Annotated in this window: 20 protein-coding genes; 12 read left to right on the plus strand and 8 right to left on the minus strand. The window is 69.1% G+C overall.

Going from position 1 to position 26,113, the window contains the following annotated elements; all coding sequences use genetic code 11:
- Positions 1 to 164: 164 nt before the first annotated feature.
- On the minus strand, positions 165 to 941 hold the full coding sequence (gene ppgK / locus RWN05_RS08875; protein ID WP_121290762.1) for a polyphosphate--glucose phosphotransferase: 777 nt from the start codon (positions 939 to 941) through the stop codon (positions 165 to 167).
- Between the two features lie 9 nt (positions 942 to 950).
- Positions 951 to 1,853 (minus strand): type I methionyl aminopeptidase, encoded by a 903-nt coding sequence (gene map, locus RWN05_RS08880; RefSeq protein WP_314139303.1) that lies wholly within the window; start codon positions 1,851 to 1,853, stop codon positions 951 to 953.
- A 34-nt stretch (positions 1,854 to 1,887) separates the two neighbouring features.
- On the opposite strand from map, the gene RWN05_RS08885 reads away from it, so the two are divergent.
- From RWN05_RS08885 to RWN05_RS08900, 4 genes are all read left to right on the plus strand, one after another.
- Positions 1,888 to 2,073, plus strand: a complete 186-nt coding sequence (locus tag RWN05_RS08885; RefSeq protein WP_064293764.1) for a hypothetical protein — start codon at positions 1,888 to 1,890, stop codon at positions 2,071 to 2,073.
- A gap of 104 nt (positions 2,074 to 2,177) precedes the next feature.
- A complete protein-coding gene (locus RWN05_RS08890) occupies positions 2,178 to 4,145 on the plus strand; it encodes a hypothetical protein (protein WP_314139304.1) in 1,968 nt (655 codons plus the stop codon).
- A 97-nt stretch (positions 4,146 to 4,242) separates the two neighbouring features.
- Positions 4,243 to 5,598, plus strand: a complete 1,356-nt coding sequence (locus tag RWN05_RS08895) for a glutamine synthetase family protein (RefSeq protein ID WP_064293766.1) — start codon at positions 4,243 to 4,245, stop codon at positions 5,596 to 5,598.
- Between the two features lie 21 nt (positions 5,599 to 5,619).
- Positions 5,620 to 8,613, plus strand: a complete 2,994-nt coding sequence (locus tag RWN05_RS08900; protein ID WP_314139305.1) for a bifunctional [glutamine synthetase] adenylyltransferase/[glutamine synthetase]-adenylyl-L-tyrosine phosphorylase — start codon at positions 5,620 to 5,622, stop codon at positions 8,611 to 8,613.
- Positions 8,614 to 8,688: 75 nt separating this feature from the next.
- On the opposite strand, the gene glnA is transcribed toward RWN05_RS08900, so the two are convergent.
- Complete coding sequence (glnA, locus tag RWN05_RS08905; RefSeq protein WP_056005986.1) at positions 8,689 to 10,113, minus strand: type I glutamate--ammonia ligase; 1,425 nt, start codon at positions 10,111 to 10,113, stop codon at positions 8,689 to 8,691.
- A 139-nt stretch (positions 10,114 to 10,252) separates the two neighbouring features.
- Between glnA and RWN05_RS08910 the strand changes: the two genes are divergently transcribed.
- Positions 10,253 to 10,684: an RDD family protein gene (locus RWN05_RS08910; protein ID WP_064293768.1), complete on the plus strand. Its 432-nt coding sequence runs from the start codon at positions 10,253 to 10,255 to the stop codon at positions 10,682 to 10,684.
- An 88-nt stretch (positions 10,685 to 10,772) separates the two neighbouring features.
- Here the strand turns inward: RWN05_RS08910 and RWN05_RS08915 are convergent, their stop codons facing one another.
- Positions 10,773 to 11,477 carry a DUF4191 domain-containing protein gene (locus RWN05_RS08915; RefSeq protein ID WP_071260054.1) on the minus strand — a complete coding sequence of 235 codons (705 nt, stop codon included), beginning with the start codon at positions 11,475 to 11,477 and terminating at the stop codon, positions 10,773 to 10,775.
- Between the two features lie 131 nt (positions 11,478 to 11,608).
- Between RWN05_RS08915 and RWN05_RS08920 the strand changes: the two genes are divergently transcribed.
- The gene (locus RWN05_RS08920; protein WP_314139307.1) at positions 11,609 to 13,126 is read left to right on the plus strand and encodes a protein kinase domain-containing protein; all 1,518 of its coding nucleotides are present in this window, start codon (positions 11,609 to 11,611) and stop codon (positions 13,124 to 13,126) included.
- Positions 13,127 to 13,156: 30 nt separating this feature from the next.
- Here the strand turns inward: RWN05_RS08920 and sucB are convergent, their stop codons facing one another.
- The 3 genes from sucB to RWN05_RS08935 form a co-directional block, all read right to left on the minus strand.
- Entirely contained in the window at positions 13,157 to 14,482 is a 1,326-nt protein-coding gene (sucB, locus tag RWN05_RS08925; protein WP_314139308.1) for a 2-oxoglutarate dehydrogenase, E2 component, dihydrolipoamide succinyltransferase, read from the minus strand.
- A gap of 61 nt (positions 14,483 to 14,543) precedes the next feature.
- Complete coding sequence (gene lpdA, locus RWN05_RS08930) at positions 14,544 to 15,917, minus strand: dihydrolipoyl dehydrogenase (protein WP_064293772.1); 1,374 nt, start codon at positions 15,915 to 15,917, stop codon at positions 14,544 to 14,546.
- Between the two features lie 95 nt (positions 15,918 to 16,012).
- Positions 16,013 to 17,515 carry a leucyl aminopeptidase gene (locus RWN05_RS08935; RefSeq protein WP_314139309.1) on the minus strand — a complete coding sequence of 501 codons (1,503 nt, stop codon included), beginning with the start codon at positions 17,513 to 17,515 and terminating at the stop codon, positions 16,013 to 16,015.
- Positions 17,516 to 17,635: 120 nt separating this feature from the next.
- Between RWN05_RS08935 and RWN05_RS08940 the strand changes: the two genes are divergently transcribed.
- The 5 genes from RWN05_RS08940 to RWN05_RS08960 all read left to right on the plus strand — a co-directional run bounded on the left by RWN05_RS08940 (position 17,636) and on the right by RWN05_RS08960 (position 23,397).
- A complete protein-coding gene (locus RWN05_RS08940) occupies positions 17,636 to 18,559 on the plus strand; it encodes a proteasome assembly chaperone family protein (RefSeq protein ID WP_071260060.1) in 924 nt (307 codons plus the stop codon).
- 9 nt (positions 18,560 to 18,568) lie between these two features.
- The gene (locus RWN05_RS08945; RefSeq protein ID WP_314139310.1) at positions 18,569 to 19,876 is read left to right on the plus strand and encodes an MFS transporter; all 1,308 of its coding nucleotides are present in this window, start codon (positions 18,569 to 18,571) and stop codon (positions 19,874 to 19,876) included.
- A gap of 185 nt (positions 19,877 to 20,061) precedes the next feature.
- Complete coding sequence (locus tag RWN05_RS08950; protein ID WP_079003921.1) at positions 20,062 to 21,384, plus strand: RNA polymerase sigma factor; 1,323 nt, start codon at positions 20,062 to 20,064, stop codon at positions 21,382 to 21,384.
- 4 nt (positions 21,385 to 21,388) lie between these two features.
- The gene (locus RWN05_RS08955) at positions 21,389 to 22,651 is read left to right on the plus strand and encodes a MurT ligase domain-containing protein (protein ID WP_314139311.1); all 1,263 of its coding nucleotides are present in this window, start codon (positions 21,389 to 21,391) and stop codon (positions 22,649 to 22,651) included.
- Positions 22,648 to 23,397: a hypothetical protein gene (locus tag RWN05_RS08960; protein ID WP_314139312.1), complete on the plus strand. Its 750-nt coding sequence runs from the start codon at positions 22,648 to 22,650 to the stop codon at positions 23,395 to 23,397. The genes RWN05_RS08955 and RWN05_RS08960 overlap by 4 nt, the downstream gene beginning before the upstream one ends.
- A gap of 107 nt (positions 23,398 to 23,504) precedes the next feature.
- Here RWN05_RS08960 and RWN05_RS08965 read toward each other — a convergent pair whose 3' ends face one another.
- A complete protein-coding gene (locus tag RWN05_RS08965; RefSeq protein WP_056011197.1) occupies positions 23,505 to 23,735 on the minus strand; it encodes a hypothetical protein in 231 nt (76 codons plus the stop codon).
- A 231-nt stretch (positions 23,736 to 23,966) separates the two neighbouring features.
- Here RWN05_RS08965 and RWN05_RS08970 point away from each other — a divergent pair, with 231 nt between their 5' ends.
- Positions 23,967 to 26,045, plus strand: coding sequence for a DNA topoisomerase IV subunit B (locus tag RWN05_RS08970; RefSeq protein ID WP_314139313.1), 2,079 nt, complete (start codon positions 23,967 to 23,969; stop codon positions 26,043 to 26,045).
- The last annotated feature ends 68 nt before the right edge of the window (positions 26,046 to 26,113 follow it).

The raw sequence follows: 26,113 nt of genomic DNA on the forward strand, positions 1-26,113 counted from the left end.
GAACCCGGCGTACCGGTCGACCCGTTCACACCCCAGCACGGCCGCGACTGCGTCGAGCCGTACTGCGACACCCGCGCAAGCCTGGGACGGAACCCGGCGTACCGGTCGACCCGTTCACACCCAGGGCGCCGCTGCGACGACACCGCAGCAGCGCCCCGCAGCACTCAGGCGATGCGTTCGGCGGGGCCGGCGGCGAGAGCGGCTGCGCCGAGGATGCCAGCGTTGTTGCGGTGCACGGCAGGGATGATCGGGGTGTCGAGCTTCAGCAGCGGCAGGAAGTGGTCCGCGTGCTTGGACACGCCGCCGCCCACCACGAACTGATCTGGTGAGAAGAGGAACTCGAGGCGCTCGTAGTACTTCTGGAGGCGCTTGGCCCACTTCTCCCAGCTCAGGTCCTCGCGCTCCTTGACCGCGTAGGACGCCCGCGTCTCGGCGTCCTTGCCGTCGATCTCCAGGTGTCCGAGTTCCGCGTTCGGGATCAACGTGCGGTTGTAGATGAGCGCCGTGCCGATGCCGGTGCCGAGCGTCGTCAGGATCGTGAGGCCGCTGGCGCCCTTGGCCGCGCCGAACTCGGTCTCGGCGTACCCGGCCGCGTCGGCGTCGTTCACGAAGGTGATCTCACGCCCGAGGCCCTGCTCGAACAGCTGCTCGGCTTCGAGGCCGATCCAGGCGTCGGAGACGTTCGCCGCGGACATCGTCCGGCCGTTGCGGACGATCGCGGGGAAGCAGACGCCGAGCGGGAGTCCGTCCGAGGCCGGGGACAGCTGCTCGAGCACCTGGCGCACCGTCACGACGATGTCCTTCGGCTCGCCACCCTTCGGCGTGGGGATCTTCACCCGATCGGTGAGGAGGGCACCGGTCGTGAGATCGACGACCGCACCTTTGATGCCGGTCCCTCCGATATCGATGCCGACGGCGGACCGGGGAGCTGCGTTCGTCATGCGTCCAGCCTAGAGCGCCGCGGACGCTGCGTCGGTGTCGATCGGGCTCGGAAGCGTGAGGATCTCTGCGCCGCGTTCGGTGACGACGAGCGTGTGCTCGAACTGTGCGGTGAGCGACCGGTCGCGCGTCGTGACCGTCCAGTCGTCGTCCCACTGCTCCCAGTCCTGGGAGCCGATCGTGAGCATCGGCTCGATCGTGAACACCATGCCCGGCTCCATCACCGTGTCGTACAGCGGCGCGGCGTCGTAGTGGGGGACGATCAACCCCGAGTGGAAGGACCGTCCGACGCCGTGGCCCGTGAAGTCGCGGACGACGCCGTACCCGAACCGCTTCGCGTAGGACTCGATCGCACGTCCGATGACGTTGATCTGCCGGCCTGGGGCGACGGCCTTGATGCCCCGGTTGAGAGCTTCCCGGGTGCGCTCGACGAGGAGCCGTGTGTCGTCGGCGACGTCGCCGACGAGGAAGGTCACGTTGCTGTCGCCGTGCACGCCGTCGAGGTAGGCCGTGATGTCGATGTTCACGAGGTCACCCTCGCGCAAGGCGGTGTCGTCGGGGATCCCGTGGCAGACGACCTCGTTGACCGAGCTGCAGATCGACTTGGGGTAGCCGCGGTACCCGAGCGTCGACGGATAGGCGCCCGCACCGATGACGAACGCATGCCCGATGGCGTCCAATTCATCGGTGGTCACCCCGGGACGGACCGCCGCACCGACGGCCTGGATCGCATCGGCGGCGATGGTTCCGGCGACCCGGATGCGTTCGATCTCCTCAGCCGAATACAGGTCGCCCCGGGTGTCGGTGGCCGGTGCGGCGCGGCCGACGTACTCGGGGCGGACGATCGTCTCCGGCACCGATCGGGGGCGGCCGACGCGACCGGGGACCAGGTGACCTGCGGTGTCGAAAGGCATAGGATCAAGCCTAACCGAGCAGGGGAGACGCGCCGTGGCGAAGGAACCATCCGAGCAGTACTGGTACAACACGAAGACCGGCCAGGTCGAGTTCGGCTTCGAGTCGAGTGTCGTGGACCGCGTCGGTCCCTTCGAGACGGCTGCGGAGGCCTCGCACGCACTCGAGCGACTCCGCGCCAACAGCGCGAAGTGGGACGCCGACGAGGCTGCCGAGGACTGAGCCACCCGGGTCGCGTCGCGAGCTGATTGCGGGTCTGCCCTCTTCCGCAGGCGTGGTGCGATCCGCCAGGATGGGCCGAGCGATGAAGCTCGAGCGGGGGGAACATGCACAGGATCGACCGTCCGCGGAGGCGACCGATCGCCGTCGGACGAGGTGCCGTCGCGGCCCTCACCCTCGGACTCCTCCTGATGCCGACGTCGCCGGCCGCTGCAGCGCCGATGGTCGCCTCCGAGGTCACCGCAGCCGAGTGCGTCACAACGGTCCCCGGTGGTTCCCGCTGCGGTGTGTTGACGGTGCCTCTGTCGCGCACGGTGCCGGACTCGGCGGAGGCGACCCTGCCGTACGTGCTCGTACCGGCCGCCCTCGAGACCGGACGACCGCCGCTCGTCTACCTCGCCGGTGGGTCGGCGCTCTCGTCGCTGGACATCCAGCGGCTCGCGGTCGAGGACGGGCTGGCCGCTGACCGCGACGTGGTGTTCGTCGAACGCCGGGGCGGTCTCGACGCCACACCGTCGCTCGACTGCGCGCCGGCGAATGCAGCCATCCGCGCTTCGCTCGGGGCTGATGGGGACCGTGCATCCCGCGTCGCCGCGGTCGACGCGGCCTTCGCGTCCTGCACCGCGTCCTGGCAGGAGGACGGCGTCGTGCCGAGCGACTTCGGCGTCGCCCCCGCGGCTGCGGACCTCCGCGACCTGCGGCAGCAGCTGGGCTACGCGCGTTGGACCATCCTGGCCGTGGGCACGTCGGCCGGCGTGGCCCTCGCGGCCCCCGACGTCGATCCGGGTGGTGTCGACGGCGTCGTCCTCGACGGCCCCGACCTGGGTGCACCCGGGATCGTCTCCGCAGGCGGTGTGGCGGCCGCCCTGGCCGTCGTCCGTGCGCGCGGCGTCGAGCCGCAGGGCCCCGTCCCGTCCCCGCCGGCGGCACCACAGGCCGCCGCCGCTGAGGAACCGGAGTCCGCGACCCCGGACACCGCGCCGAGCGAGCCGACACGTTCCGCCGGGATCCTCACCGCCGCCACCGATGCGCTCGTCGCCGCACCGCACCGCACCTCCGGCGCGCACGCGATCACCCTCGGTGGCGACGCGCTCTTGGCGATCGCCTCACACGCGTTGTCCGAACCCACCGCCCAGGCGGCACTCCCAGTGCTCCTGAGCTCGATCGCGGACGGCGACAGCACGGTGCTGGATCCCGTGGCGAACGATGCGATCGCCCGGCTGGGCGACTCCGGTGGCATCCTCGACCGCGTGCTCGGGTGTTCGACGACCGGCTGGCCCGGGGCCGCCGAACGCTCGGACGCGGAGGTCACCACGACGACGCTGCTGGAGGACGTCGCGGCCGCTGCCTGCTCCTCGTTCGCCGTGGCTGCGACGCCGCCACCGGGAGCGGTCGGGACGTCGGTCCTCGTGCTCGGCGCCCCGGAACAGGCAGCCGCTCTCGCCGGCCCCGTCGCCGGCGGCACGGCGGACGCGCTCGTGGCGGTCTTCCCCGGGTCGGGAGCCGTCCCATCGGTGAGCAGTGCGTGCGCACGGGTCGCGATGCGTGCGTGGCTCAGCGATCCGGCGAGCTATCGGGCGGCGCTCTGCGACGCCGACGACGCGGCCGTCGCCGTCGTCGATCGAGCCGATGTCGCGGCGAGCCCGCGATGGGCCCAGCAGACCTCGTCGGACGCCGGAGGCGTGTGGTCGCTGCTGGTGCTGCCCATCCTGTTCGGGCTCGTGGCCATCGGATGGTCCGTGGCGTGGGGCTACCGGTTGATCACCCAGGCGCTTCGACGCCAGCCGGTCCAGGACGGTCTCCTGCTCGGGATCGCGCCGGTGTTCGGAGCGACGTGGGCGATCGGCGGAGCCGTCGTGCTCGTCCGTGCGGCCACCTCGAGTCCGGCGATCGCTCTCGTCGGGGTGCCCGCCGCCTTGCCGTGGCTCTCCATCGCCCTCCTCGTGAGTTGCCTCGGGTTGGTGCCCGTCTGGCAAGGGGCCCACCGTGGATCGCGGCTGCGGATCGCCGCGCTCTCGCTGCTGTGGGCGGCGACGGCCGGCTGGACCGCACTCTTCGTCCTCGCCTGGTGGTGAGCCGTGGATCGCCCACGCCCGGCGCGCGCTGATGAGCGGGAACGGGGACGGAGCCAGTAGCCTAGACACGGGCCGCCGGCCGAAGGAAGAGGGGCAGATGGATAAGCAGCGCGACTTCGTTCTCCGCACGATCGAGGAGCGGGGCGTCAAGTTCGTCCGGCTGTGGTTCACCGATGTCGTCGGGACCCTCAAGTCCGTCGCGATCGCCCCGGCCGAAGTGGAAGGCGCGTTCTCCGAGGGCCTCGGCTTCGACGGATCGGCGATCGAGGGGCTCAGCCGCTCCTACGAGTCGGACCTCCTGGCCCACCCCGATCCGACGACCTTCCAGATCCTGCCGTGGCGCGGCGAGATCGACCCGACGGCGCGCATGTTCTGCGACATCACGACGCCCGACGGCCAGCCCGCCGTCGCCGACCCGCGGAACGTCTTGAAGCGCACCCTGGCGAAGGCCGCCGACATGGGGTTCACGTTCTACACGCACCCCGAGATCGAGTTCTACCTGCTGAAGTCCTCGCAGTACGGCGTCGACGGACCGGAGCCGGTCGACTCGGCGGGCTACTTCGACAACGTGCCCGGTGGCACCGCTCATGACTTCCGTCGACGTTCCGTCCGGATGCTCGAAGACCTCGGGATCTCCGTCGAGTTCAGCCACCACGAGGCGGGCCCCGGCCAGAACGAGATCGACCTGCGATACGCCGACGCCCTGACGACGGCCGACAACATCATGACCTTCCGCACCGTCGTGAAGGAGGTGGCGATCGAGCAGGGCGTCTACGCGACGTTCATGCCGAAGCCGCTCGTCCACCAGCCCGGCAGCGGCATGCACACGCACATGTCGTTGTTCGAGGGTGACTCGAACGCCTTCTACGAGGCGGGTGCGCAGTACCAGCTCTCGAAGACGGGCCGGCAGTTCATCGCCGGACTCCTGACGCACGCTCCGGAGATCACCGCGGTGACGAACCAGTTCGTGAACTCCTACAAGCGACTCTGGGGTGGCGTCGGGCCGAACAAGCTGTCCGAGGCTCCGAGCTTCGTCTGCTGGGGCCACAACAACCGCTCGGCACTCGTGCGCGTGCCGCTCTACAAGCCCAACAAGGGCCAGAGCGCTCGGGTCGAGTACCGCGCCATCGACTCCGCGGCCAACCCGTACCTCGCCTTCTCGCTCATGCTCGCCGCAGGGCTGAAGGGCATCGAGGAGGGCTACGAGCTCCCGCCGGAGGCCGAGGACAACGTCTGGACGCTCTCCGACACCGAGCGTCGGGCGCTGGGATACAACGCGCTGCCCGCCAGCCTGGATCGCGCCGTCAGCCTCATGGAGGGTTCCGAACTCGTGGCGGAGACGCTCGGGGAGCAGGTGTTCAACTACGTCCTGCTGAACAAGCGACAGGAATGGCACGAGTACCGGGCCCAGGTGACCCCCTTCGAGTTGTCCAGCAACCTGGAGATGCTCTAGACGAGGGGACCGGTCGGTCGTATGGTCCGCGAGAACATCTCCCTGAGCACGCTCGCCCGACTCGGGTTCACCGGTCTGGGTGAGGCCCGTGACCGGCTGGACGAGCTCGCGGAGCTCGTCCGACTCGACCCGGCGTCGCTGTCTCCGTCCTTCGCCGTCGCGGCCGACCCCGACGCCGCGCTGGTCGGTGTGCTGATGGTCGGTCGGAAGTCACCCGACGAGCTCTCAGCCCTTCTGGCGGACCAGGCCTCGGCTGAGCGCCTGTTCCGACTGTTCGGTGCCTCGCAGGGGTTCATCGACTTCTTCCTCCGCCACCCCGACCAGCTGTCGGTGTTCGAGTTGCCCGTGACCCGCGTCCCGACGCTGCAGGAGGCGCGCGACGAACTGCTCGCGAGCGTCGGCGCCGAGGACGGCTTCGCCGCGATGGTCGAGGAGCCGGCCTGGGACGCGATCCGCGTGGTCTACCGACGACTGCTCGCCGAGGTCGCCCTCTTCGACCTCTGCGCCCCGGATCCGATCGTGGTGCTCGACCGGGTGGCCAGTGCCCTCTCCGATCTCGCTGCCGGTGCGTTGGAGGCCTCCATCGCCGTCGCACGCACGCAGACGAGCGGCCCGAGCGGTCCCGGCGTGTACCCGCGCGAGGAGGTCGCGGCCACCCGCTTCGCCATCATCGGCATGGGCAAGGCGGGCGCACGGGAGCTGAACTACGTCTCCGACGTCGACGTCATCTTCGTCGGTGAGGGTTCGGGCGACGGCGAGGACGGGCTCGACAACGGGCGTGCCGTCGAGATCGCCACCCGGCTCGCGGTCCTCACCATGCGCGGTCTCGGACAGGCGGGTCTCGAACCGAGTCTGTGGGAGGTCGATCCGAACCTCCGCCCGGAGGGGAAGGCCGGCGCCCTCGTCCGCACGCTCGAGTCGCATCTCGTGTACTACGACCGCTGGGCGAAGAGCTGGGAGTTCCAGGCGCTCCTCAAGGCACGGGCCCTCGCCGGCGATCCCGAGCTCGGCGCCCGCTACATCGATGCGGTGCAGCCGAAGGTGTGGGGGAGTGCGTCCCGCGAGGGGTTCGTCGAGTCGGTCCAGCGCATGCGCGAACGGGTCACCGAACACATCCCCGCGGAGGACGTCCACTACCAACTGAAGCTCGGCCCGGGCGGGCTCCGCGACATCGAGTTCACGGTGCAACTGCTCCAGCTCGTCCACGGACAGCTCGACGACTCCGTGCATCAACGCGGCACCCTCGCCGCCCTCGACGGCCTCGCGACCGCCGGGTACATCGGTCGCGCCGAGGCGCAGGAGTTCGCTCACGACTACCGCCTGCTGCGCGTGCTCGAACACCGCCTGCAGCTGACGCGACTGCAGCGCACGCACATGATGCCGCGCGACGAGCCGTCCCTCCGATCCCTGGCCCGCTCGAGCACGCTCGCGACGACCGCACAGGCCCTCGTCACGCGATGGGAGACCACGAAGCACGGTGTCCGGCAGCTGCACGAGCGGTTGTTCTACCGGCCGCTGCTCTCGGCGGTCGCGGCCTTGCCCGAGAGCGGTCTGAGTCTGACGAGCGGTCAGGCGGAGGCGCGACTCGCGGCGATCGGCTTCGTCGACCCCCGTGGCGCGCTCGCCCACATCGGGGCGCTCACCGCCGGCGTGTCGCGGCGCGCCAACATCCAGCGGCATCTGCTCCCCGTCATGCTCGGCTGGTTCGCGGACGGCGCCGATCCCGACTACGGATTGCTCGCGTTCCGGCGGCTCAGCGAGTCCCTCGGCGAGTCGCACTGGTTCCTGCGGATGCTCCGCGACTCCTCAGGCGCGGCCGAGCGGCTCACACGGGTCCTCTCGGGGTCCCGGTTCATCGGCGAGCTCATGGACCGCATCCCCGAGTCGGCCGCTTGGCTCGCCGGAGACGAGGACCTCCTCCCGCGATCGTCGACCGCGCTCGGCGAGGAGATCGCCGCCATCCTCAGACGACACGACTCACCGGACACCGCAGCCGCCGCCATCCGCGCGGTACGGCGACGCGAAGTCCTCCGGCTGGCGATGTCGTCGACCGTCGGCATGCTGGACGTGCAGGGCCTCGCTGCCGGACTGACGGACGTGTCGACGGCGACGCTCGCAGGGCTCCTCGGCGCCGTCAGACGCATCGGCGGCCTCGGCGCGGACATCGAGTTCGCCGTCATCGCCATGGGCCGCTACGGCGGAGCTGAGCTCGGACTCGGTTCGGACCTCGACGTCCTCTACGTGTTCCGGCCGAAGGACGGGGTCGACACCCAGGATGCACAGCGCCAGGCCGGAGCGATCGCCGCAGAGCTCAAGCGTCTGAGCGAGGACGCCCGGCTCCCGCTCGACCTCGACCTCGACCTCCGTCCCGAGGGGAAGAACGGTCCGCTCGTGCGCTCCCTCGACTCCTACCGGAACTACTACGCGCGCTGGTCCCTCACCTGGGAGGCGCAGGCGCTGCTCCGCGCCGCCGGGGTCGTGGGCGACACCGAGCTCATCGAGGCGTTCACCGAGGTGGCGGACACGGTCCGTTACCCAGCCGCCATCAGCGAGCAGTCCGTCCGCGAGGTCAAGCGGATCAAGGCACGCGTCGAGAACGAGCGGCTGCCGCAGGGCGCCGACCCGACGAGACATCTGAAGCTCGGGCGCGGCTCGCTCAGCGACGTCGAGTGGTTCGTGCAGCTCCTCCAGCTCGAGCACGGTGCGGCGGTGCCATCGTTGCGCACCACCTCGACGCTCCGAGCGCTCGACGCGGCGGTGGAGGCGGATCTCGTCGATCGGGAGTCCGCCGAACGGCTCCGCGAGGCCTGGATCCTCGCCTCGCGGATCCGCTCGGCCATGACGCTGTGGTTGAACAAGACGCAGGACGTGCTGCCGAGCGACCGACAACAGCTCGAAGGTGTGGCACGACTCCTGGAGTACCCGACCGGATCGGCGAGCTTCCTGGAACAGGACTACCTCGCGGCCACCCGGCGAGCCCGGACGGTCTTCGAGCACGGCTTCTACGGCATCTGAGCCGATCGTCTCGACCAAACGGAACCGCCCACCATCCGAGAGGATGACGGGCGGTTCGCGGTGCAGCAGGTGTCGTCAGACGCCGTAGTACAGCTCGAACTCGAACGGGTGCGGGCGCTGGGCCAGCGGCTTGATCTCGTTCTCGCGCTTGTACTGGATCCAGGTCTCGATGAGCTCCGGCGTGAAGACGTTGCCGGCGAGGAGGAACTCGTGGTCCGCCTCGAGTGCCTCGAGCGCCGCGCCGAGCGATGCGGGCACCTGCGGGATGTTCTTGGCCTCCTCGGGGGGAAGCTCGTAGAGGTCCTTGTCGACGGGCTCGTGCGGCTCGATGCGGTTCTTGATGCCGTCGAGGCCGGCCATCAGCTGAGCGGCGAACGCGAGGTACGGGTTGCCGGAGGCGTCGGGCGCGCGGAACTCGATGCGCTTGGCCTTCGGGTTCGTGCCCGTGATCGGGATACGGATCGACGCCGAGCGGTTACCGGCCGAGTAGACCAGGTTGACGGGAGCCTCGAAGCCGGGGACCAGGCGGTGGTACGAGTTCACCGTCGGGTTCGTGAACGCCAGGACGGCGGGGGCGTGCTTCAGCAGGCCACCGATGTACCAGCGGGCGAGGTCGGAGAGACCTCCGTAGCCGTTCTCGTCGTAGAAGAGCGGCTTGCCGTCGCTCCACAGCGACTGGTGCGTGTGCATGCCCGAGCCGTTGTCGCCGAAGAGCGGCTTCGGCATGAAGGTCGCGGTCTTGCCCCACAGCTCGGCCGTGTTCTTCACGATGTACTTGAACTTGAGGATGTCGTCCGCCGCGGCGACCATGGTGTCGAAGCGGTAGTTGATCTCAGCCTGGCCGCCGGTGCCCACCTCGTGGTGCGCACGCTCGAGGATGAGGCCGGCGTCGATCAGCTTGAGGCTGATGTCGTCGCGGAGGTCGGCCTGCTTGTCGACGGGGCTGACGGGGAAGTAGCCACCCTTGTACGGGGTCTTGTTGCCGAGGTTGCCGCCCTCTTCGGCGCGGCCGGTGTTCCAGGCTCCCTCTTCGGAGTCCACCGAGTAGAAGCTCGAGTGCTGGTTCACCTCGTAGCGGACGTCGTCGAAGATGTAGAACTCGGCCTCGGGGGCGAAGAACGCGGTGTCGGCGATGCCGGTCGAGGCGAGGTACTTCTCAGCCTTCTTGGCGACCTGACGCGGGTCCTTGGAGTAGATCTCGCCGTTGCGGGGGTTGTAGATGTCGAACACCATGATGAGCGTGCGCTCGGCACGGAAGGCGTCGATGTAAGCGGTGGAGACATCCGGGATGAGCTGCATGTCCGACTCGTGGATGTTGGCGAAGCCACGGATGGACGAACCATCGAAGAGCTGGCCGACGGTGAAGAACTCCTCGTCGACGGTGCTGGCCGGGATGTTGAAGTGCTGCTGCACGCCGGGAAGGTCCGTGAAGCGGATGTCGAGGAACTTGACATCGGTGTCCTTGATGAACTTGAGCACTTCGGAAGAATCACTGAACATGTGAATGGCTCCAAATGGGGTTGGTACAGGGAGGCTGCACAGCGCAGCCATCTGTGAGACTACGGGGAGGGGGTTACCCCACCATGACACCCATGTTTCGTGGATGTTACGAGAATCCCCGCCCGAATAGAATGGCACAGTGCCCCACACCCCGCAGAATCCACGGACCTTCGGAGAGCTTCCTCCCAGCGCCTTCCCCGGTGAACGCCTGGGACTCCCGGAGAGCGGTGTCCGATCGGTCGCGCGGGTCGGTCGGCGGATCACCGCGCTCGTCATCGACTGGGCCGTGGCGGTCGTCCTCTCGGTCGCGTTCTTCGCCTACGACGCCACCGCGACACTCGTGATCTTCGCCATCATGCAGTTCGTGTTCATCCCGACCATCGGCGGCAGTCTCGGCCATCGCCTCTGCGGGATGCGTCTGATGCCGTTGACCGGCGGGTGGGTCGGACTCTGGCGGCCGGCCGTGCGAACCGTGCTCCTCTGCGTGGTCGTTCCAGCGCTCGTCTGGGATTCGGACCAGCGCGGCTTCCACGACAAAGTGGCCGGCACGGTGCTCCTGCGGGTGCGCTGAACGCAGCAGGAACCGCGAACGGCCGCCCTCCGTCAGGAGGGCGGCCGTCGTTCCGACACCGCGAAGTGTTCCGAGCGGTTCCGGTGGGTCAGCGCGCGCGCTGCGGGCGGACCCGCATCGGGTCGACACCCTTCGGGATGGGGAGCTGCGTACCGAACGAGGACAGACGGTTGCTGACCGCGAGCACCTCGGGGTTGGTCAAGGACTTCTTCACCTTCCGGAGGGCGCCGGAGAGCTGACGGAGCTGCACCGAGTCGGCGTCGGGCCCGACGTGGAACACCGTGATCGGCACATTCGGGAGGATGCGGGTGACCTTGCGCTTCTCGTCCTCGAGCAGGCGTGAGGTCCGCGATCGAGGTCCTTCGGCGATCAGCGCGACGCCACCACGGCCCACGGCCCGGTAGATCGCGTCCTGGGTCTTCGGGTTCACGGCGACGGGCATCTCGCTGGTCTGCCACGAGCGCGGAGCAGCGCGGAGCACCTGGCCCACCGCGCCCGGCCGACCCTCGATCTGCGTGTAGACGACCTTGTCCGCGCGCCGGGTGAGGATGAACAGGGCCGCGAGGATACCGGCGAGCACACCCGCGATGATCCACATGACGAGCGCGAAGATGTTGCCCGCCGAGAACAGCAGTGCGACCGCGACACCGATGAGCACCGGCAGGATGAAGCCGCCGAGCATCAACCACTGCGCCGCCTTGTCGTGGCGACGGGTGAGCTGGAACACCTGCCAGAGCTGCTTGATCCGCCCTGGTTCCTTCTGCGCCGCCGGGGGCGCGTCCTTCTGAGCCATGCTCCCAGGATAGCCGGTGACGGAGGGTCCTGATGCTGCGTTCTGCTCCACAGGCCGGTGACGCGGGGACCTTGTCCACAGCCGCGTGCGCCGACGCCGTCGGACGGGACTCAGCGTCGGAGGATCGAGCTATGGAAACACTGCCAGACCCGTCCGCGACCACGACCCGAGTGGCCGGCCGTCGTCTCGTCCGGTGCCTGGGTGAGGGCCGGGAGTGGACGGCCTACTCGACGGTGCTCGCCCACCCCGGCTCCGCGCAGGGAGGGCGTACCGACCAGGCCTTCCCGGCGGGCGACGCCGTGCTGCTCCGAGCGAGGGCCGACGCCGCCGAACGCGACCTCTGGCGTCGCGCGGCCATCCTGTCCCGACTCGACCACCCGCACATCGTGAGACTCGTCGACGTCGCCGAGGATCCCACCGGCCTCCCGTGCCTGCTGGTCGAGCGGCTCGCTGGCGGCACGTTGGGAGAACTGCTGCGCCGCCGGGAGTCGATCGCTCCCGGTGAGGCCGTCACGATCCTGGCACCGCTGGTCGACGCCATCCGCGCGGCGCACCTCTCCGGGATCAGTCACGGGTCGATCAGCGCTTCGGCCGTGCGCTTCGCCGACGATGGCCGACCGGTCCTCTCCGGGTGGTCGAGCGCAGCTCCCGTGGACCAACAGAGCATCGATGGTGGGCTCGGACGCACCGCACCGGCGTTCGCCGCCGATTGGACGGCGTTCGCAGGGCTCATGGACGGTGTCCTGCAGGCGACCGACCCCGATGAAGCCCCCACGACCGTGGCCTGGGCCGACGTCGTGCCTGAACTCGCCGACCACGAGGTCGCCAATCGACTGCAACAGCGGATCCACGCCCTGGCACGACCGCTCCCGGTCCTGCTCGACCGGGTCGATTCGTCGTCCGCATCGCCTGCCGATGTCATCCGTGCTTCCGCCGATCGCGCGCAGCGGACCGCTCCGCTCCCGCCGACCCGACGAGCCGCGGTCGAATCGAGGCGTCTGTCGCGGCATCCTGTGTCGCGGCTGCGCCGTCGTCTGGCTTGGCGACCCGGGCGACGTACCCGGGCCGCGGCCACTGCCGGCTCGACGCCGTCCGTCGACACCGGCCCGAGACGTCGTCGACTCATCATCGGAGCGGCAGGCGCGGCAGCGGCACTGGTGTCGGCGGCGATGGTGTTCCTGCCGTCCGAAGACCCGAGCACCGCGATCGCACCGACGCCGGCCGGTCCGGGCGGCCCGGCGTCCGCGGCGGTCACGACGGTCGCGCCACCGGTGGAGACGCCGACGTCGGCGGCGGACGAAGCCGACGCCGTCGACGTGGTCACCGGTGACGATCCGGCGGCCGCGGCCCGCGAGCTCGTCCGTCGACGTGATCAGTGCCGCACGACGGGGGAGGAGGGGTGCGTCTGGGACTCCGTCGAACGCGGGTCCCCGTTCGACGACGACGAGCACCTCGGTGTCGGGATCGGCTCGATCGATGCGGCGAGTCTGGACCTCGTCGACCGTCAGGGAGACGCGGCGGTCCTTCGCGGCACGGCCGAGCCGTCCGAGACGGACGACGCCACCGCAGGACGACGACAGCCCGTCACGCTCCTCGTGGTGAGGGGCGAGACGGGCTGGCGTCTGCGAGAGGTGTTCACCGCCGGGTGAGGCGGTGGACACGGTGCGGTCGGTTCGGGATCAGATCCCGAGCGAGCCGCGGAAGTCGCCTGCTTCGAGGCGTTTCTTCACCTGGACGAGGAAGCGTGCAGCGTCCGCGCCGTCGATGATGCGGTGGTCATAGCTCAGCGCGAGGTAGACCGTCGAACGGATCGCGATGGCGTCTGCACCATCGACCGTCACGACGACCGGCTTCTTCGTGACGATACCCGTACCGAGGATCGCCGACTGCGGCAGGAACACGATCGGGGTGTCGAACAGGGCGCCGCGCGAACCGGTGTTGGTCAGCGTGAACGTGCCGCCCGACAGCTCATCGGGCTGCAGCTTGTTGTCGCGGGTGCGCTGCGCGAGATCGGCGATCTCGGCGCCGAGCTCGGCGATCGACTTGGAGCCCGAGTTGCGGATGACCGGCGTCAGCAGGCCACGCTCGGTGTCCACGGCGATCGCGAGGTTCTCCGTCTCCGGGTACACGATCTGGTCGCCGTCGACGGTGGCGTTGATGATCGGGTACGTCTGGAGCGCCTCGCTGGCAGCAAGGGCGAAGAACGGCAGGAACGACAGCTTGTTGCCGGTCTTGGCGAGGAACTCGTCCTTGACGGCCGTGCGGAGTGCCGCGACCTTCGTGACGTCGACCTCGACGACGCTCGTCAGCTGGGCGGTGCCCTGCATCGAAGCGACGGCGCGCTCGGCGACGACCTTGCGCAGACGCGACATGGCCTTGCTCGTGCCACGCAGCTCGGAGACCTGGACGGTCGGAGCAGCGGGCGACTCCGTGGCGCCATCGGCGCTCTGAGCCTGCAGGACGTCTTCCTTGCGGATACGTCCGCCGACACCGGTGCCGGTGACCGTGCTGAGGTCGACCCCGTGCTGGTTGGCGAGACGACGCACCAGCGGCGTGACGTAGCCGGAGTTGACGACCCCGCCGGCGGCGGGCGTCGAAGCGGCGGCAGGTGCCGGAGCAGCGGGAGCAGCAGGTGCCGGAGCAGCAGCAGGCGCAGCGGCGGGAGCCGGCTCGGCAGCAGGTGCCGGCTCGGGCTCGGCAGCGGGAGCGGGCTCGGCAGCAGCCGGTTCTGCGGCGGGCGCGGGCTCCTCGGCCGCAGCCGCACCCGAACCATCACCGATGGTCACGAGAGCGGTGCCGACCTCGACGGTCTCGTCCTCCTGGACGAGGATCGCTTCGATGACACCCGCGACGGGCGAAGGGATCTCGGTGTCGACCTTGTCGGTCGACACTTCGAGCAGTGGCTCGTCGACCTCCACGGTGTCGCCGACATTCTTCAGCCAGCGGGTGACCGTACCCTCGGTGACACTCTCGCCGAGTGCCGGGAGGCTGACGGATTCGCTCATGACCTTGTCTCCTTTGAAACCTGTTGTGTGTTCACTAGCTTATTGGGGTGTTCGGAACGCGTCACAGCGCGTGCAGGGGCTTGCCTGCGAGCGCGAGGAATGCTTCGCCGAGCGCCTCGTTCTGCGTGGGGTGCGCATGGATCAGCGGCGCGATGTCCTCTGGGTAGGCCTCCCAGTTGACGGCGAGCTGGCCTTCGGCGATGAGCTCACCGACGCGGGCGCCGATCATGTGCACACCGATGACGGGGCCGTCGTTGACGCGGATGACCTTGACGTTGCCGCTCGTGCCGATGATCTCGCTCTTGCCGTTGCCGGCGAGGTTGAAGTCGTAGCTCGTGATGTTGTCGGCGCCGTACTGCTCGGCCGCCTTGGCCTCGCTGAGACCGACGGACGCGATCTCGGGGTCGCTGTACGTGACCTTCGGGATGTTGACGTCCTCGATGATGACGGGCTTGAGACCGGCGATCTCCTCGGCCACGAAGATGCCCTGCTGGAAGCCGCGGTGCGCGAGCTGCAGGCCGGGGACGATGTCGCCCACGGCGTAGAGGCCGGGGATGTTCGTCTCGAGACGGTCGTTGGTGATGACGAAGCCGCGGTCGATCGTGACACCGACCTCCTCGAAGCCGAGTCCGGCGGTCGACGGGCCACGGCCGACGGCGACGAGCAGCAGCTCGGCGTCGATCGTCTTGCCGTCCTCGAGCGTGATGTGCACGCCCGAGTCGTCCTGGGTGACGCCCTGGAACCGCACGCCGAGCGAGTACTCGATGCCGCGCTTGCGGAACGCGCGCTCGAGGGCCTTGCTGATCGACTCGTCCTCGTTGGGGACGAGGTGGGGGAGCGCCTCGATGATCGTGACCTCGGTCCCGAACGACTTCCAGACGCTCGCGAACTCGACGCCGATCACGCCGCCGCCGAGGACGGCGACCTTCTTCGGCACGAAGTCGAGCTGCAGCGCCTGCTCGCTCGTGATGACGCGGCCACCGATCTCGAGACCGGGGAGCGAGCGGCTGTAGGAGCCCGTCGCGAGGATCACGTTCTTGCCGGTGATGAGGTCGTCGCCGACCTGCACGCTCGTCGGGGAGACCAGCCGGCCCTCGCCCTCGATGGTGGTGATGCCGCGGGCCTTGACGAGGCCCTGGAGTCCCTTGTACTTCTTCGCGACGATGCCCTCGCGGTACTTCGTGACGCCCTCGATATCGATGCCTTCGAAGGTGGACTTGACGCCGTACTTCTCCGACTCGCGCGATGCGTCCGCGACCTCGGCGGAGTGCAGCAGCGCCTTCGTCGGGATGCAACCGCGGTGGAGGCAGGTGCCGCCGACCTTGTCCTTCTCGATCATGCCGACGGTGAGGCCGAGCTGCGAGGCGCGCAACGCCGCAGCGTATCCGCCGCTTCCGCCTCCCAGGACTACCAGGTCAAAATTCTGCTCGGACACTCCGTTGCTCCTTGTGTGTGCTTCGTGGTCGATCGGAAACCGTCGTGGTGTGTTCGGCGGCGTCGAGGCGGGTCGAACCGCCCCCACCGACCTTACTACGGGTGGCTAATCTCCTCGGCCATTGCGAGGAGGGTGCGGACCGCGACGCCGGTCGGGCCCTTGGCGGTGAAGCCGTAGGGGGCGTCGCCGTTCATCGCGCTCCCGGCGATGTCCAGGTGGGCCCACGGGATTCGGGTGGTGCCGCCGTCCTCGTCGGTGCGGTCCGCGATGAACTCCTGCAGGAACGTGCCTGCGACGAGCATGCCGCCCGCGGTGGTGCCGGGCTTCGCGTTGGCGAGGTCGGCGACGTCGGAGTCGAGGACCTTGCGCAGCTCCGCGGGGAACGGCATCGGCCAGAACAGTTCGTCCGCACCGGAACCGGTCGCGATGAGGTCGGTGACGAAGGAAGCGTCACCCATGACGCCCGTGTAGCGGTTGCCGAGCGCGACCACCGCCGCTCCCGTGAGGGTCGCCACGTCGATGATGGCGTCCGGGCCCTCCTCGCCTGCGGCGACGAGTCCGTCGGCGAGGACCAGCCGGCCCTCGGCGTCGGTGTTGGTGACCTCGACCGTGCGTCCACCCCGGATGGTGAGGACGTCGTTCGGCCGGATCGCCGTGCCCGACGGGAGGTTCTCGGCGAGGCAGAGCCACGCGGTCAGCCGGGTGGGCACTCCGAGACGCGCGGCCGCGGCCAGGACGGCGAGCACGGTCGCCGCGCCGGTCATGTCGTACTTCATGCCGACCATCGAGACCGGCGGCTTCAGCGAGAGGCCGCCGCTGTCGAAGGTGATCCCCTTCCCGACGAGGGCCAGGTGGCTCCGGGCCGCCTCAGGGTGGTAGCTCAGCTTGACGAGTCGCGGAGGCCGGGAGGAACCCTGCCCGACACCGAGGATGCCGCCGAAGCCGTACTCGGCCAAGCGGGTCTCGTCCCATTCCTCGACCTCGACGTCGAGGCCGTCGACCGCTGCGCGGGCCGCGTCGGCGAAGGTCGCCGGGTAGAGCTCGTTCGGCGGCGTGTTGACCAGGTCCTTGACGAGCGCGATGGCCTCGGCGACCGCGGTGGCGTGCTCCGCGAGCCCGGCATCCGGTGCGTCCACGGTCGACGGGACGACGACGGTGACCCACCCGAGCGGTGTCGGTGCCGGCGCGGATCCGACACCGCGCGACGCGGTGTAGCGGTAGGCGCCGATGGCCGCCCCCTCGAGGACGGCTTCGGCGGCGGCGGCCGTCTCCTCCGTCAACGCGAACGCGATCGAGGCCTGGCCGTCGATCGTCCTGGTCACCGCACCTGCCGCTCGTCGGAAGGCCGCGTCGTCCGCATCCGGGCCGAGACCGACCAGCACGAGACCGGAGGCCGCACCGAACCGGTCCGGGAGGCGTCGCACCTGGTCTTCGGATCCCGTGACTCCGGAGGCGCGCAGCTCGTCCGCGAGCGGCGCGTAGACGTCGGGCGCCAGGAGCTCCGGTCCGTCGTCGCCCTTCCTCACCGCGAGGACGAGCAGCTCGGCCTCGATTCCCTCGACGGCGGCGGACAACACGGAGAGCACGGGGATCGTCATGCTTCCATCGTAGGCACGAGCGGTTCAGGACCGAGGCGGGGCCGCCGGTGTTCGCTCTCGGCGGTACGGCCGAGGCTCGGAGGGGAAGGGCGCTGCGACACCCCCGTTTAGAGTTGAACCATGCCTACGCCTGACGACCTCTACGAGGTGCACCCGGAGATCGACATCCCCGCCGGCCTCCACCTCGTCGCGGGGCTCACCGGGTTCTCCGACGCCGGCGGCGCGGTCGGGCAGTTGAACGCCTACCTCGACGACGTCCTCGACACGACGGTCATCGCCGAGTTCGACGCCGACGTCCTGCTCGACTACCGCGCCCGCCGGCCGATCATCTCGTTCGACCAGGACCACCTGACGGAGTACCGGCCGCCTCGGCTGACCCTGTCGCTGGCCCACGACGAACTCGGGTCGCCGTTCCTGCTGCTCACCGGTTTCGAGCCCGACTTCCTCTGGGACCGCTTCGTCGCGGCCGTGCTCGAGCTCGTCGACCGCTTCCGGGTCAGCGACACCACGTGGGTGCACGCCATCCCGATGCCGGTCCCGCACACCAGGCCGATCGGCGTCACCGTCAGCGGCAACCGGTTCGACCTCATCGAGTCGCTCTCGGTCTGGCGCCCCCGCACCCAGGTGCCGTCCAACGTGCTCCACCTCCTCGAGTACCGCCTCTACGAGCGCGGCGACAGCATCGCGGCCTTCGTGCTCCTCGTTCCGCATTACCTCGCCGACACCGAGTTCCCGGCCGCGGCGATCACGGCGATCGAGAGCCTCAGTGCGGCGACCGGCCTCATCTTCCCCACGGACCGCCTCCGCGAGGACAGCCGCGACTTCCTCGCCAAGATCGACGAGCAGGTCGGGACCAACCACGAGCTCGGCCAGCTGGTCACGACGCTGGAGGAGCGGTACGACGCCTACATGGCCGACAACTCGCCGAAATCGCCGCTCACCGACATCGACGGGGCGCTCCCGACGGCCGACGAGATCGCCGCGGAGCTCGAGAAGTTCCTCGCGAGCCGGCGCCACGGCGACGAGGACCGCTCGACCACCTAAGCTGGATCGGTGGGATCTCGACGCGTCTGGTGGGTGTTCGGCGTCGGGGTGTTCGCCTACCTCATCACCGTCATGCAGCGGTCGACGCTCGGTGTGGCGGCGGTGGACGCCACCGAGCGGTTCCAGATCGACGCCGCCGCGCTCTCGACCCTCGCGGTCGCGCAGTTGATCGTGTACGCCGCCATGCAGGTCCCGGTCGGGGTGCTCATCGACCGCCTCGGGCCTCGCGTCCTGATCATCGCGGGGCTGACCGTCGTCATGGCGGGCCAGATCTGGCTGGGTCTCACGACCGAACTCGGCGGCGCGATCGTCGGCCGGATGCTGGTCGGCCTCGGCGACGCCGCGGTGTTCACCTCCGTGTTGCGGCTCGTGAACTCCTGGTTCCCCACCCGTCGGGTACCGATCGTCTCGCAATGGGTCGGCAACATCGGGCAGATCGGCCAGATCCTCTCGGCGGTGCCGTTCTCCTTCGTCCTGCACGCCTTCGGCTGGTCGCCGGCGTTCCTCAGTGCGGCCGGTCTCGTCCTCCTGGCACTCGTCGGGGTGTTGATCGTCGTCCGCGACCGGCCGTCCGGTTCCGACGAGGCACCGCGCCCGGAGACCTGGGGCCACGTCGTCCGCGAGGTCCTCATCAGTCTGCGTCGGCCAGGGACGCGTCTCGGGTTCTGGTCGCACTTCGTCACCCAGTCCTCCGGCACGGTCCTCACGCTGCTCTGGGGCTTCCCCTTCATGGTCTACGCCCTCGGCTACCCGCAGCCCCTCGCCGCATCGTTGCTCATCGTGATCGTGGTCTCCGGCATGATCGCCGGACCCGTCCTCGGGGTGCTCACCGCCCGCTTCCCGTACCGGCGGAGCAACCTCGTGCTCGGGATCGTCACGGTCATGGGCGTCGCCTGGGCCGCACTCCTCCTCTGGCCGGGCATCCCGCCGATGTGGCTCGTGATCGTCCTGTTCGTCGTGGTCGGCGTCGGGGGCCCCGGTTCACTCATCGGGTTCGACTTCGCGCGCACCTTCAACCCCATCCGCGCGCTCGGCGGGGCGAACGGCATCGTGAACGTCGGTGGGTTCCTCGCCAGCTTCGTCATGATGTTCCTCATCGGACTCATCATCGACGCGGTCAGCGGGGGATCCCGTGCCGACTACTCCATGGACAGCTTCCGGATCGCCTTCTCCGTGCAGTACCTGGTGGTCGGGTTCGGGGTGGCGATGCTGCTCGTCGCCCGGTCCCGCACCCGGAGACGCTTCGCCGAGGACGAGGGCATCGCCGTCGGTCCGTTGTGGATCGCGGTCCGAGCCAGGCTCGGGCGCCGTCGCTGAGCGTTCGCTTCGTCCCCTGATCCCACCCTTGACAAACGGCCTGTGGCTCTGTGGCCTTCCTGCGCGCGCTATAATGGAACACGGACCCGTTCACCTCTCGGAATGTCGGCGGCCCTTTTCGGGTTGCACTGCACCAAGACTTGACATGGGTCCTCGTAATGTCCGAAATCACGGACGATCCGGCGATGACTGTCCATGCCGGGTCCGAACAGGAAGGTGCAGCTATGGCCACCAAGACGGCTCGCGCAGACGAAGCAGCGCCAGCAGACGAGGCCACGGAGGCTCCCGCAGCGAAGGCTCGGACCACCAAGGCCACCACGACCCGAGCGAAGGCTGCTCCCAAGAAGGCCACCCGCGCCAAGGCGGGTACGACGTCGAGCACGGAGCCCGATGAGGGCTCGGACGACGAGGACGTCGTCGTCGAGGTCGTCGCCGACGACGCCGTGGTCGACGCGCCCGCGGGCGACGCCACCGAGGCGGTCGAGGAGGAGGACGACAAGTCCGTGCCGGAGATCACCCTCCCCACCGACGCACTCGTGCTCTCCAACAGCGACGACGACGAGATCCCGGTGTACTCGGCCGCGATCACCGGCGCCACCGCCGACCCGGTCAAGGACTACCTCAAGCAGATCGGTAAGGTCGCGCTCCTCAACGCGGCCGAAGAGGTCGAACTCGCGATGCGCATCGAGGCGGGCCTCTTCGCCGAGGACAAACTCGCCCAGCTCTCCGACCTCGAGAAGCGCTCGCGGGTCGGTCGTGAGCTCCAGTGGGTCGCGAAGGACGGCGCCCGTGCCAAGAGCCACCTCCTCGGGGCGAACCTCCGACTCGTCGTGAGCCTCGCCAAGCGGTACACGGGCCGCGGCATGCAGTTCCTCGACCTCATCCAAGAGGGCAACCTCGGCCTCATCCGCGCGGTCGAGAAGTTCGACTACACCAAGGGCTTCAAGTTCTCCACCTACGCGACCTGGTGGATCCGTCAGGCCATCACGCGTGCCATGGCCGACCAGGCGCGCACCATCCGCATCCCGGTGCACATGGTCGAGGTCATCAACAAGCTCGCCCGCGTCCAGCGGCAGATGCTGCAGGACCTGGGCCGCGAGCCCACGCCCGAGGAGCTCAGCCGCGAACTCGACATGACGCCTGAGAAGGTCATCGAGGTCCAGAAGTACGGCCGCGAGCCCATCTCGCTGCACACGCCCCTCGGCGAGGACGGCGACAGCGAGTTCGGCGACCTCATCGAGGACACCGAGGCGGTCGTGCCGGCCGACGCCGTCAGCTTCACGATGCTGCAGAAGCAGCTGGAGTCGCTCCTCGACTCGCTCTCCGAGCGGGAAGCGGGCGTCATCCGGATGCGCTTCGGCCTCGGCGACGGCATGCCGAAGACGCTCGACCAGATCGGCGACACCTTCGGGGTCACCCGTGAGCGCATCCGGCAGATCGAGTCGAAGACCATGGCGAAGCTGCGTCACCCGAGCCGATCCCAGTCGCTCCGCGACTACCTCGAGTAGGAGCATGCGCTACGCCCCGGCCATCCTCGCCGGTCGTGCCGTCCGATTCCTCGCCAGGCTGCGCAAGCCGGGCGGGGGATCGGCCGTTCCCGGCCTCGTGGTCAACCGCATCGCGCCCGGGTTCCTCCCCGACACGCTGAACGCCTTCCCGCGTGGTCTCGTGATCGTGAGCGGCTCGAGCGGGAAATCGACGACCACCAAGATGCTCGTCGGCATCCTGCGTGCCCACGGTGTGTCGGTCTTCACGAACCCGTCCACGGCGAACATCTCCCAGGGCCTCACCTCGGCCCTCCTCGAACGAGCCGACCTCCGCGGCCGGATCGACGCCGAGCTCGGGGTGCTCGAGATGGACGAAGGACACGGAGCGCTCATCGCGCCGCGACTCTCGCCCGCCCACGTCATCCTGACCAACGTGTCCGTCGACCAGATCGACCGCTTCCACGACGCTGCCATGGTGGCGCGCATGCTCGACGCGATCGCTGCCCGATCGAGCACGTCGCTCGTCCTGAACGGCGATGACGCGCTCGTCGACGCCGTCGCGCCGGGCAGCGACGCGACGCGATGGCGGTACGGCGTCTCGACGGTCGTGCTCGGTGCCAGCGCACGCGGCCTCGGGTACAGCACGACCTCGTCCGATCGGGTCGATCCCGGTTCCGGAACCGTCGTCGAAGCCCTCGAGGGCGACCTGGTGTCCATCACCCACCGCGGCGAGACCGTCCGGTTCCGTCTGCCGGCCCGAGGCGTGCACTACGCCGTGGATGCGGCTGCCGCCCTCTCCGGCGCCGCCGCGATCCTCGGTCCCGAATTCCAGCTCACCACCGCGGCGGAGTCGTTCCGCGCGCTCACGCCGGTGTTCGGCCGCGGTGAGGTGACGACCGTCCGCGGTGTCGAGGTCGAATTCGTCCTCGTCCAGAACCCCGCGAGCTACCAGCTCAACGTGGACAGCCTGGCGGCCGACACCGAGCAGATCCTGGTCGCCGTCGGGAGCGACGTCCGCGATCCCTCGTACCTCTGGCCGGTCGACACGTCCAAGCTCGGTCGTGTGGCGCTCGTGTCGGGGTCCAAGGCCTGGGAGGCCGCGCTGCAGCTGGGCTACGACGGCGTCGAGATCGACCGCATCGAACCGGACCTCGGCACGGCGTTGGACGCGTTCCTCGCCCTCCCGGCGCCCGCGCACGGCCGGAAGACCGTGATCTTCACCGCCGACTCGATGCGCCGCACCCGCGCGCACCTCGGCCTCGCCTCGAACGATCAGGACGACGCATGACGACCGAGCCGACGATCACCATCGCCGTCCTCCTGCCCTCGAGCTGCAATGTGAACGGCGACGCCGAGAACGGTGCGGTCCTCGCTCGCCGGGCGCGCGCGCGTGGCCTCGCCGTCGAGCTCGTCCCGGTCGAGTCGGTCGCCGAGCTCCCGAGCACGGTCCACGCGGTCGTCCTCGGGTCGTGCGACGACCCGTCGGCGCCACAGGTGCTCGAGGCGCTCCGGCCGTTCCGCGACGCGTTCATCGCCTGGGTGGAGGCCGGCGTGCCCGTCCTCGCGGTCGCCAACGGGTGGAAGCTCCTCACTCGTCGGCTCGAGCTCGCGCCGGGGAGCTGGGTCGAGGGCCTCGCCATCATCGAGGGCGACGCCCCGTTGCGGCGCACGCGGGCGAGTGACGACCTCGTCGTCGTTCCGAGCGGCGGCCTCGAGCTCGACGCCCCGGTACTCGTCGGGTACGAGAACCACGGGCGGGACTTCCGAGCCGGGACGGGCGTCGAGTCGATCGGCGCCGTGCAGCACGGACGAGGCAACGGCGACGGCACGGAGGGTGCGCTGGTCGGCCCCTTCGTCGGAACCCACCTGCACGGTCCCGTCCTCGCCAAGAACCCGGAGCTGGCCGATCGGCTGCTCCGTCTGGCGATCACGGTCGCCGCGGGCACCTCGATGCTCGACGAATCACCGGAACTCCACGCCCTCGACGAGATCGCCGCCAACGCCAGAGCGCAGATCGTCTCCGCTCTCGGTTGAGGCCGCGGGTGAACGAGCCCGCGCTGGTCTGAGACCGCGCCTCCTCGATGACATGACGAAGGGCCCCGGATCTCGGATCCGGGGCCCTTCGTCATGATGCCGACGGACTAGGCGCGCTGCTCGGTGAAGAGTCGTGCGGACTCGTCGTGCCAGTCGGTCGCGACCTGCGTCAGCTTCTCCTGGTACTTCTTGCCGTGGTGCGCGCAGAACAGCAGCTCACCGCTGTTCATCTGCACGCGGATGTAGGCCTGTGCTCCGCACAGATCGCAACGATCGGCGGCAGTCAGTTGCTGGGCGTCGAGGTCACTCGGCGTGCTCTCGGTAGCAGTCTGTGACATGTGCTCCTCCTGACTCGGGCGGCTACGAAACTCGTAGTACTCATGAAAGCACGCGATTGTCACAACGGGGTCCCATTCCGTGCTCTTTTCGCTGTGCGCGTAGATGATTCGGATCAACCGCGCAGCCGGATGGGTCGACGGCCCGCGACAACGCGCCGTCGAGCTGGTCCGGACGACCACGCGCCGAGTGTCTCCCTCGGCGTGTCGGCGGCGACGACTACGCTGGGAAGCGTGAGCAGCGACTACTCCGCCAGGCATCTCTCCGTCCTCGAAGGCCTCGAGGCGGTGCGCAAGCGACCGGGCATGTACATCGGTTCCACCGACTCGCGTGGCCTCATGCATTGCCTCTGGGAGATCATCGACAACTCCGTCGACGAGGCACTCGGCGGGTACGGCGATCAGATCGAGATCGTCCTCCACACCGATCAGAGCGTCGAGGTGCGCGACCACGCGCGTGGCATCCCGGTGGACATCGAACCGAAGACCGGCCTCTCCGGTGTCGAGGTCGTCTTCACCAAGCTCCACGCCGGCGGGAAGTTCGGCGGCGGTTCCTACGCCGCGTCCGGCGGGCTGCACGGCGTCGGCGCATCAGTCGTCAACGCCCTGTCCGAGCGGCTCGACGTCGAGGTCGATCGCGGCGGCAAGACCTACGCCATGTCCTTCCACCGCGGTGAGCCGGGGATCTTCGCCGACACGGGGGAGCCGACCCCGGACGCACCGTTCACGCCGTTCGAGAAGCAGAGTGAACTCCGCGTCATCGGCAAGACCAAGCGCGGCGTGACCGGTACCCGGATCCGCTATTGGGCCGACCGCCAGATCTTCACGAAGGGCGCCCAGTTCCAGGCCGAGGAGCTCCTCGGCCGCGCGCGCCAGACCGCCTTCCTCATCAAGGGACTCGGGATCCACATCCGCGACGAGACCGTCGAGGAGCCGACCGAGGCGGTGTTCCGCTACGAGGGCGGGATCTCCGAGTTCGTCGACCACCTCGCGGTAGACACCGCACTCACGGACACCTGGCGCCTCACCGGCAGCGGGACGTTCACCGAGACCGTCCCGGTGCTGTCTCCGTCGGGCACCATGGTCGCCACCGAGGTGGAGCGCGAGGCGGAGGTTGACATCGCGCTGAGGTGGGGGACCGGGTACGAGACGGTCATGCGCAGCTTCGTCAACATCATCGCGACGCCGAAGGGCGGCACGCACCAACTCGGATTCGATCAGGGCCTGCTGAAGTTCCTCCGCGCCCAGGTGGAGCAGAACGCCCGCCGACTCAAGGTCGGCTCGGACAAGCTCGAGAAGGACGACGTCCTCGCGGGCCTCACGGCGGTGCTGACGGTGCGTCTCGCCGAGCCGCAGTTCGAGGGCCAGACGAAGGAGATCCTCGGCACGCCGGCCGTCCGCGCCATCGTCGCCAACGTCGTCACGAAGGAGCTCAAGGAGCGGTTCGCCTCGACCAAGCGCGACGACAAGGCGCAGACCGCGCTCGTGCTCGAGAAGATCGTGTCGGAGATGAAGTCCCGGATCTCCGCGCGGACGCACAAGGAGACGCAACGCCGCAAGAACGCGCTCGAGAACTCGTCGCTCCCGGCCAAGCTGGTCGACTGCCGCTCGGGCAACCTCGAGTCCAGTGAACTCTTCATCGTCGAGGGCGACTCGGCGCTGGGCACGGCGAAGCTCGCCCGAGACAGCTCCTACCAGGCGCTGCTCCCGATCCGAGGCAAGATCCTCAACGTGCAGAAGGCCTCCGTCTCCGACATGCTGTCGAACGCGGAGTGCGCGTCCATCATCCAGGTCATCGGAGCGGGCTCCGGACGATCGTTCGATCTCGACGCCGCCCGCTACGGCAAGATCATCCTCATGAGCGACGCCGACGTCGACGGCGCCCACATCCGGACGCTCCTGCTCACGCTCTTCTTCCGGTACATGCGTCCGCTGATCGAAGCGGGCCGCGTGTTCGCCGCGGTACCGCCGCTCCACCGCGTCATCCTCATGAACCCCGGGTCCAAGCCGAACGAGACGATCTACACCTACTCCGAAGCCGAACTGCACGCGGTGCTCAGCGATCTCAAGCGCACCGGCAAGAAGCACCAGGAACCGATCCAGCGCTACAAGGGCCTGGGGGAGATGGACGCCGACCAGCTGGCCACGACCACCATGGACCGCCGTCACCGGACGCTGCGGCGTGTCCGGGTCGAGGATGCGGAGTCGGCCGGACGGATCTTCGAACTCCTCATGGGCAACGACGTCGCCCCGCGGAAGGAGTTCATCGTCGACAGCTCCGACCGGCTGTCGCGGGAGAGCATCGACGTCTGATCGTCGGTCGTCCATCGGGCGCAGCACCGACGACGAAGGCCCGGATCGAGCAGTGCGCTCGATCCGGG

The sequence above is a fragment of the uncultured Plantibacter sp. genome (assembly GCF_963518075.1).
In the GTDB taxonomy this organism is placed as follows: domain Bacteria; phylum Actinomycetota; class Actinomycetes; order Actinomycetales; family Microbacteriaceae; genus Plantibacter; species Plantibacter flavus_A.

Bases quoted from the DNA above. Each gene is read 5' to 3' on its own strand.
- ppgK (WP_121290762.1), bottom strand. From the start codon at position 941: ATGACGAACGCAGCTCCCCGGTCCGCCGTCGGCATCGATATCGGAGGG.
- map (WP_314139303.1), bottom strand. From the start codon at position 1,853: ATGCCTTTCGACACCGCAGGTCACCTGGTCCCCGGTCGCGTCGGCCGC.
- RWN05_RS08890 (WP_314139304.1), top strand. From the start codon at position 2,178: ATGCACAGGATCGACCGTCCGCGGAGGCGACCGATCGCCGTCGGACGA.
- RWN05_RS08895 (WP_064293766.1), top strand. From the start codon at position 4,243: ATGGATAAGCAGCGCGACTTCGTTCTCCGCACGATCGAGGAGCGGGGC.
- RWN05_RS08900 (WP_314139305.1), top strand. From the start codon at position 5,620: ATGGTCCGCGAGAACATCTCCCTGAGCACGCTCGCCCGACTCGGGTTC.
- glnA (WP_056005986.1), bottom strand. From the start codon at position 10,113: ATGTTCAGTGATTCTTCCGAAGTGCTCAAGTTCATCAAGGACACCGAT.
- RWN05_RS08915 (WP_071260054.1), bottom strand. From the start codon at position 11,477: ATGGCTCAGAAGGACGCGCCCCCGGCGGCGCAGAAGGAACCAGGGCGG.
- RWN05_RS08920 (WP_314139307.1), top strand. From the start codon at position 11,609: ATGGAAACACTGCCAGACCCGTCCGCGACCACGACCCGAGTGGCCGGC.
- sucB (WP_314139308.1), bottom strand. From the start codon at position 14,482: ATGAGCGAATCCGTCAGCCTCCCGGCACTCGGCGAGAGTGTCACCGAG.
- RWN05_RS08935 (WP_314139309.1), bottom strand. From the start codon at position 17,515: ATGACGATCCCCGTGCTCTCCGTGTTGTCCGCCGCCGTCGAGGGAATC.
- RWN05_RS08940 (WP_071260060.1), top strand. From the start codon at position 17,636: ATGCCTACGCCTGACGACCTCTACGAGGTGCACCCGGAGATCGACATC.
- RWN05_RS08950 (WP_079003921.1), top strand. From the start codon at position 20,062: ATGACTGTCCATGCCGGGTCCGAACAGGAAGGTGCAGCTATGGCCACC.
- RWN05_RS08955 (WP_314139311.1), top strand. From the start codon at position 21,389: ATGCGCTACGCCCCGGCCATCCTCGCCGGTCGTGCCGTCCGATTCCTC.
- RWN05_RS08960 (WP_314139312.1), top strand. From the start codon at position 22,648: ATGACGACCGAGCCGACGATCACCATCGCCGTCCTCCTGCCCTCGAGC.
- RWN05_RS08965 (WP_056011197.1), bottom strand. From the start codon at position 23,735: ATGTCACAGACTGCTACCGAGAGCACGCCGAGTGACCTCGACGCCCAG.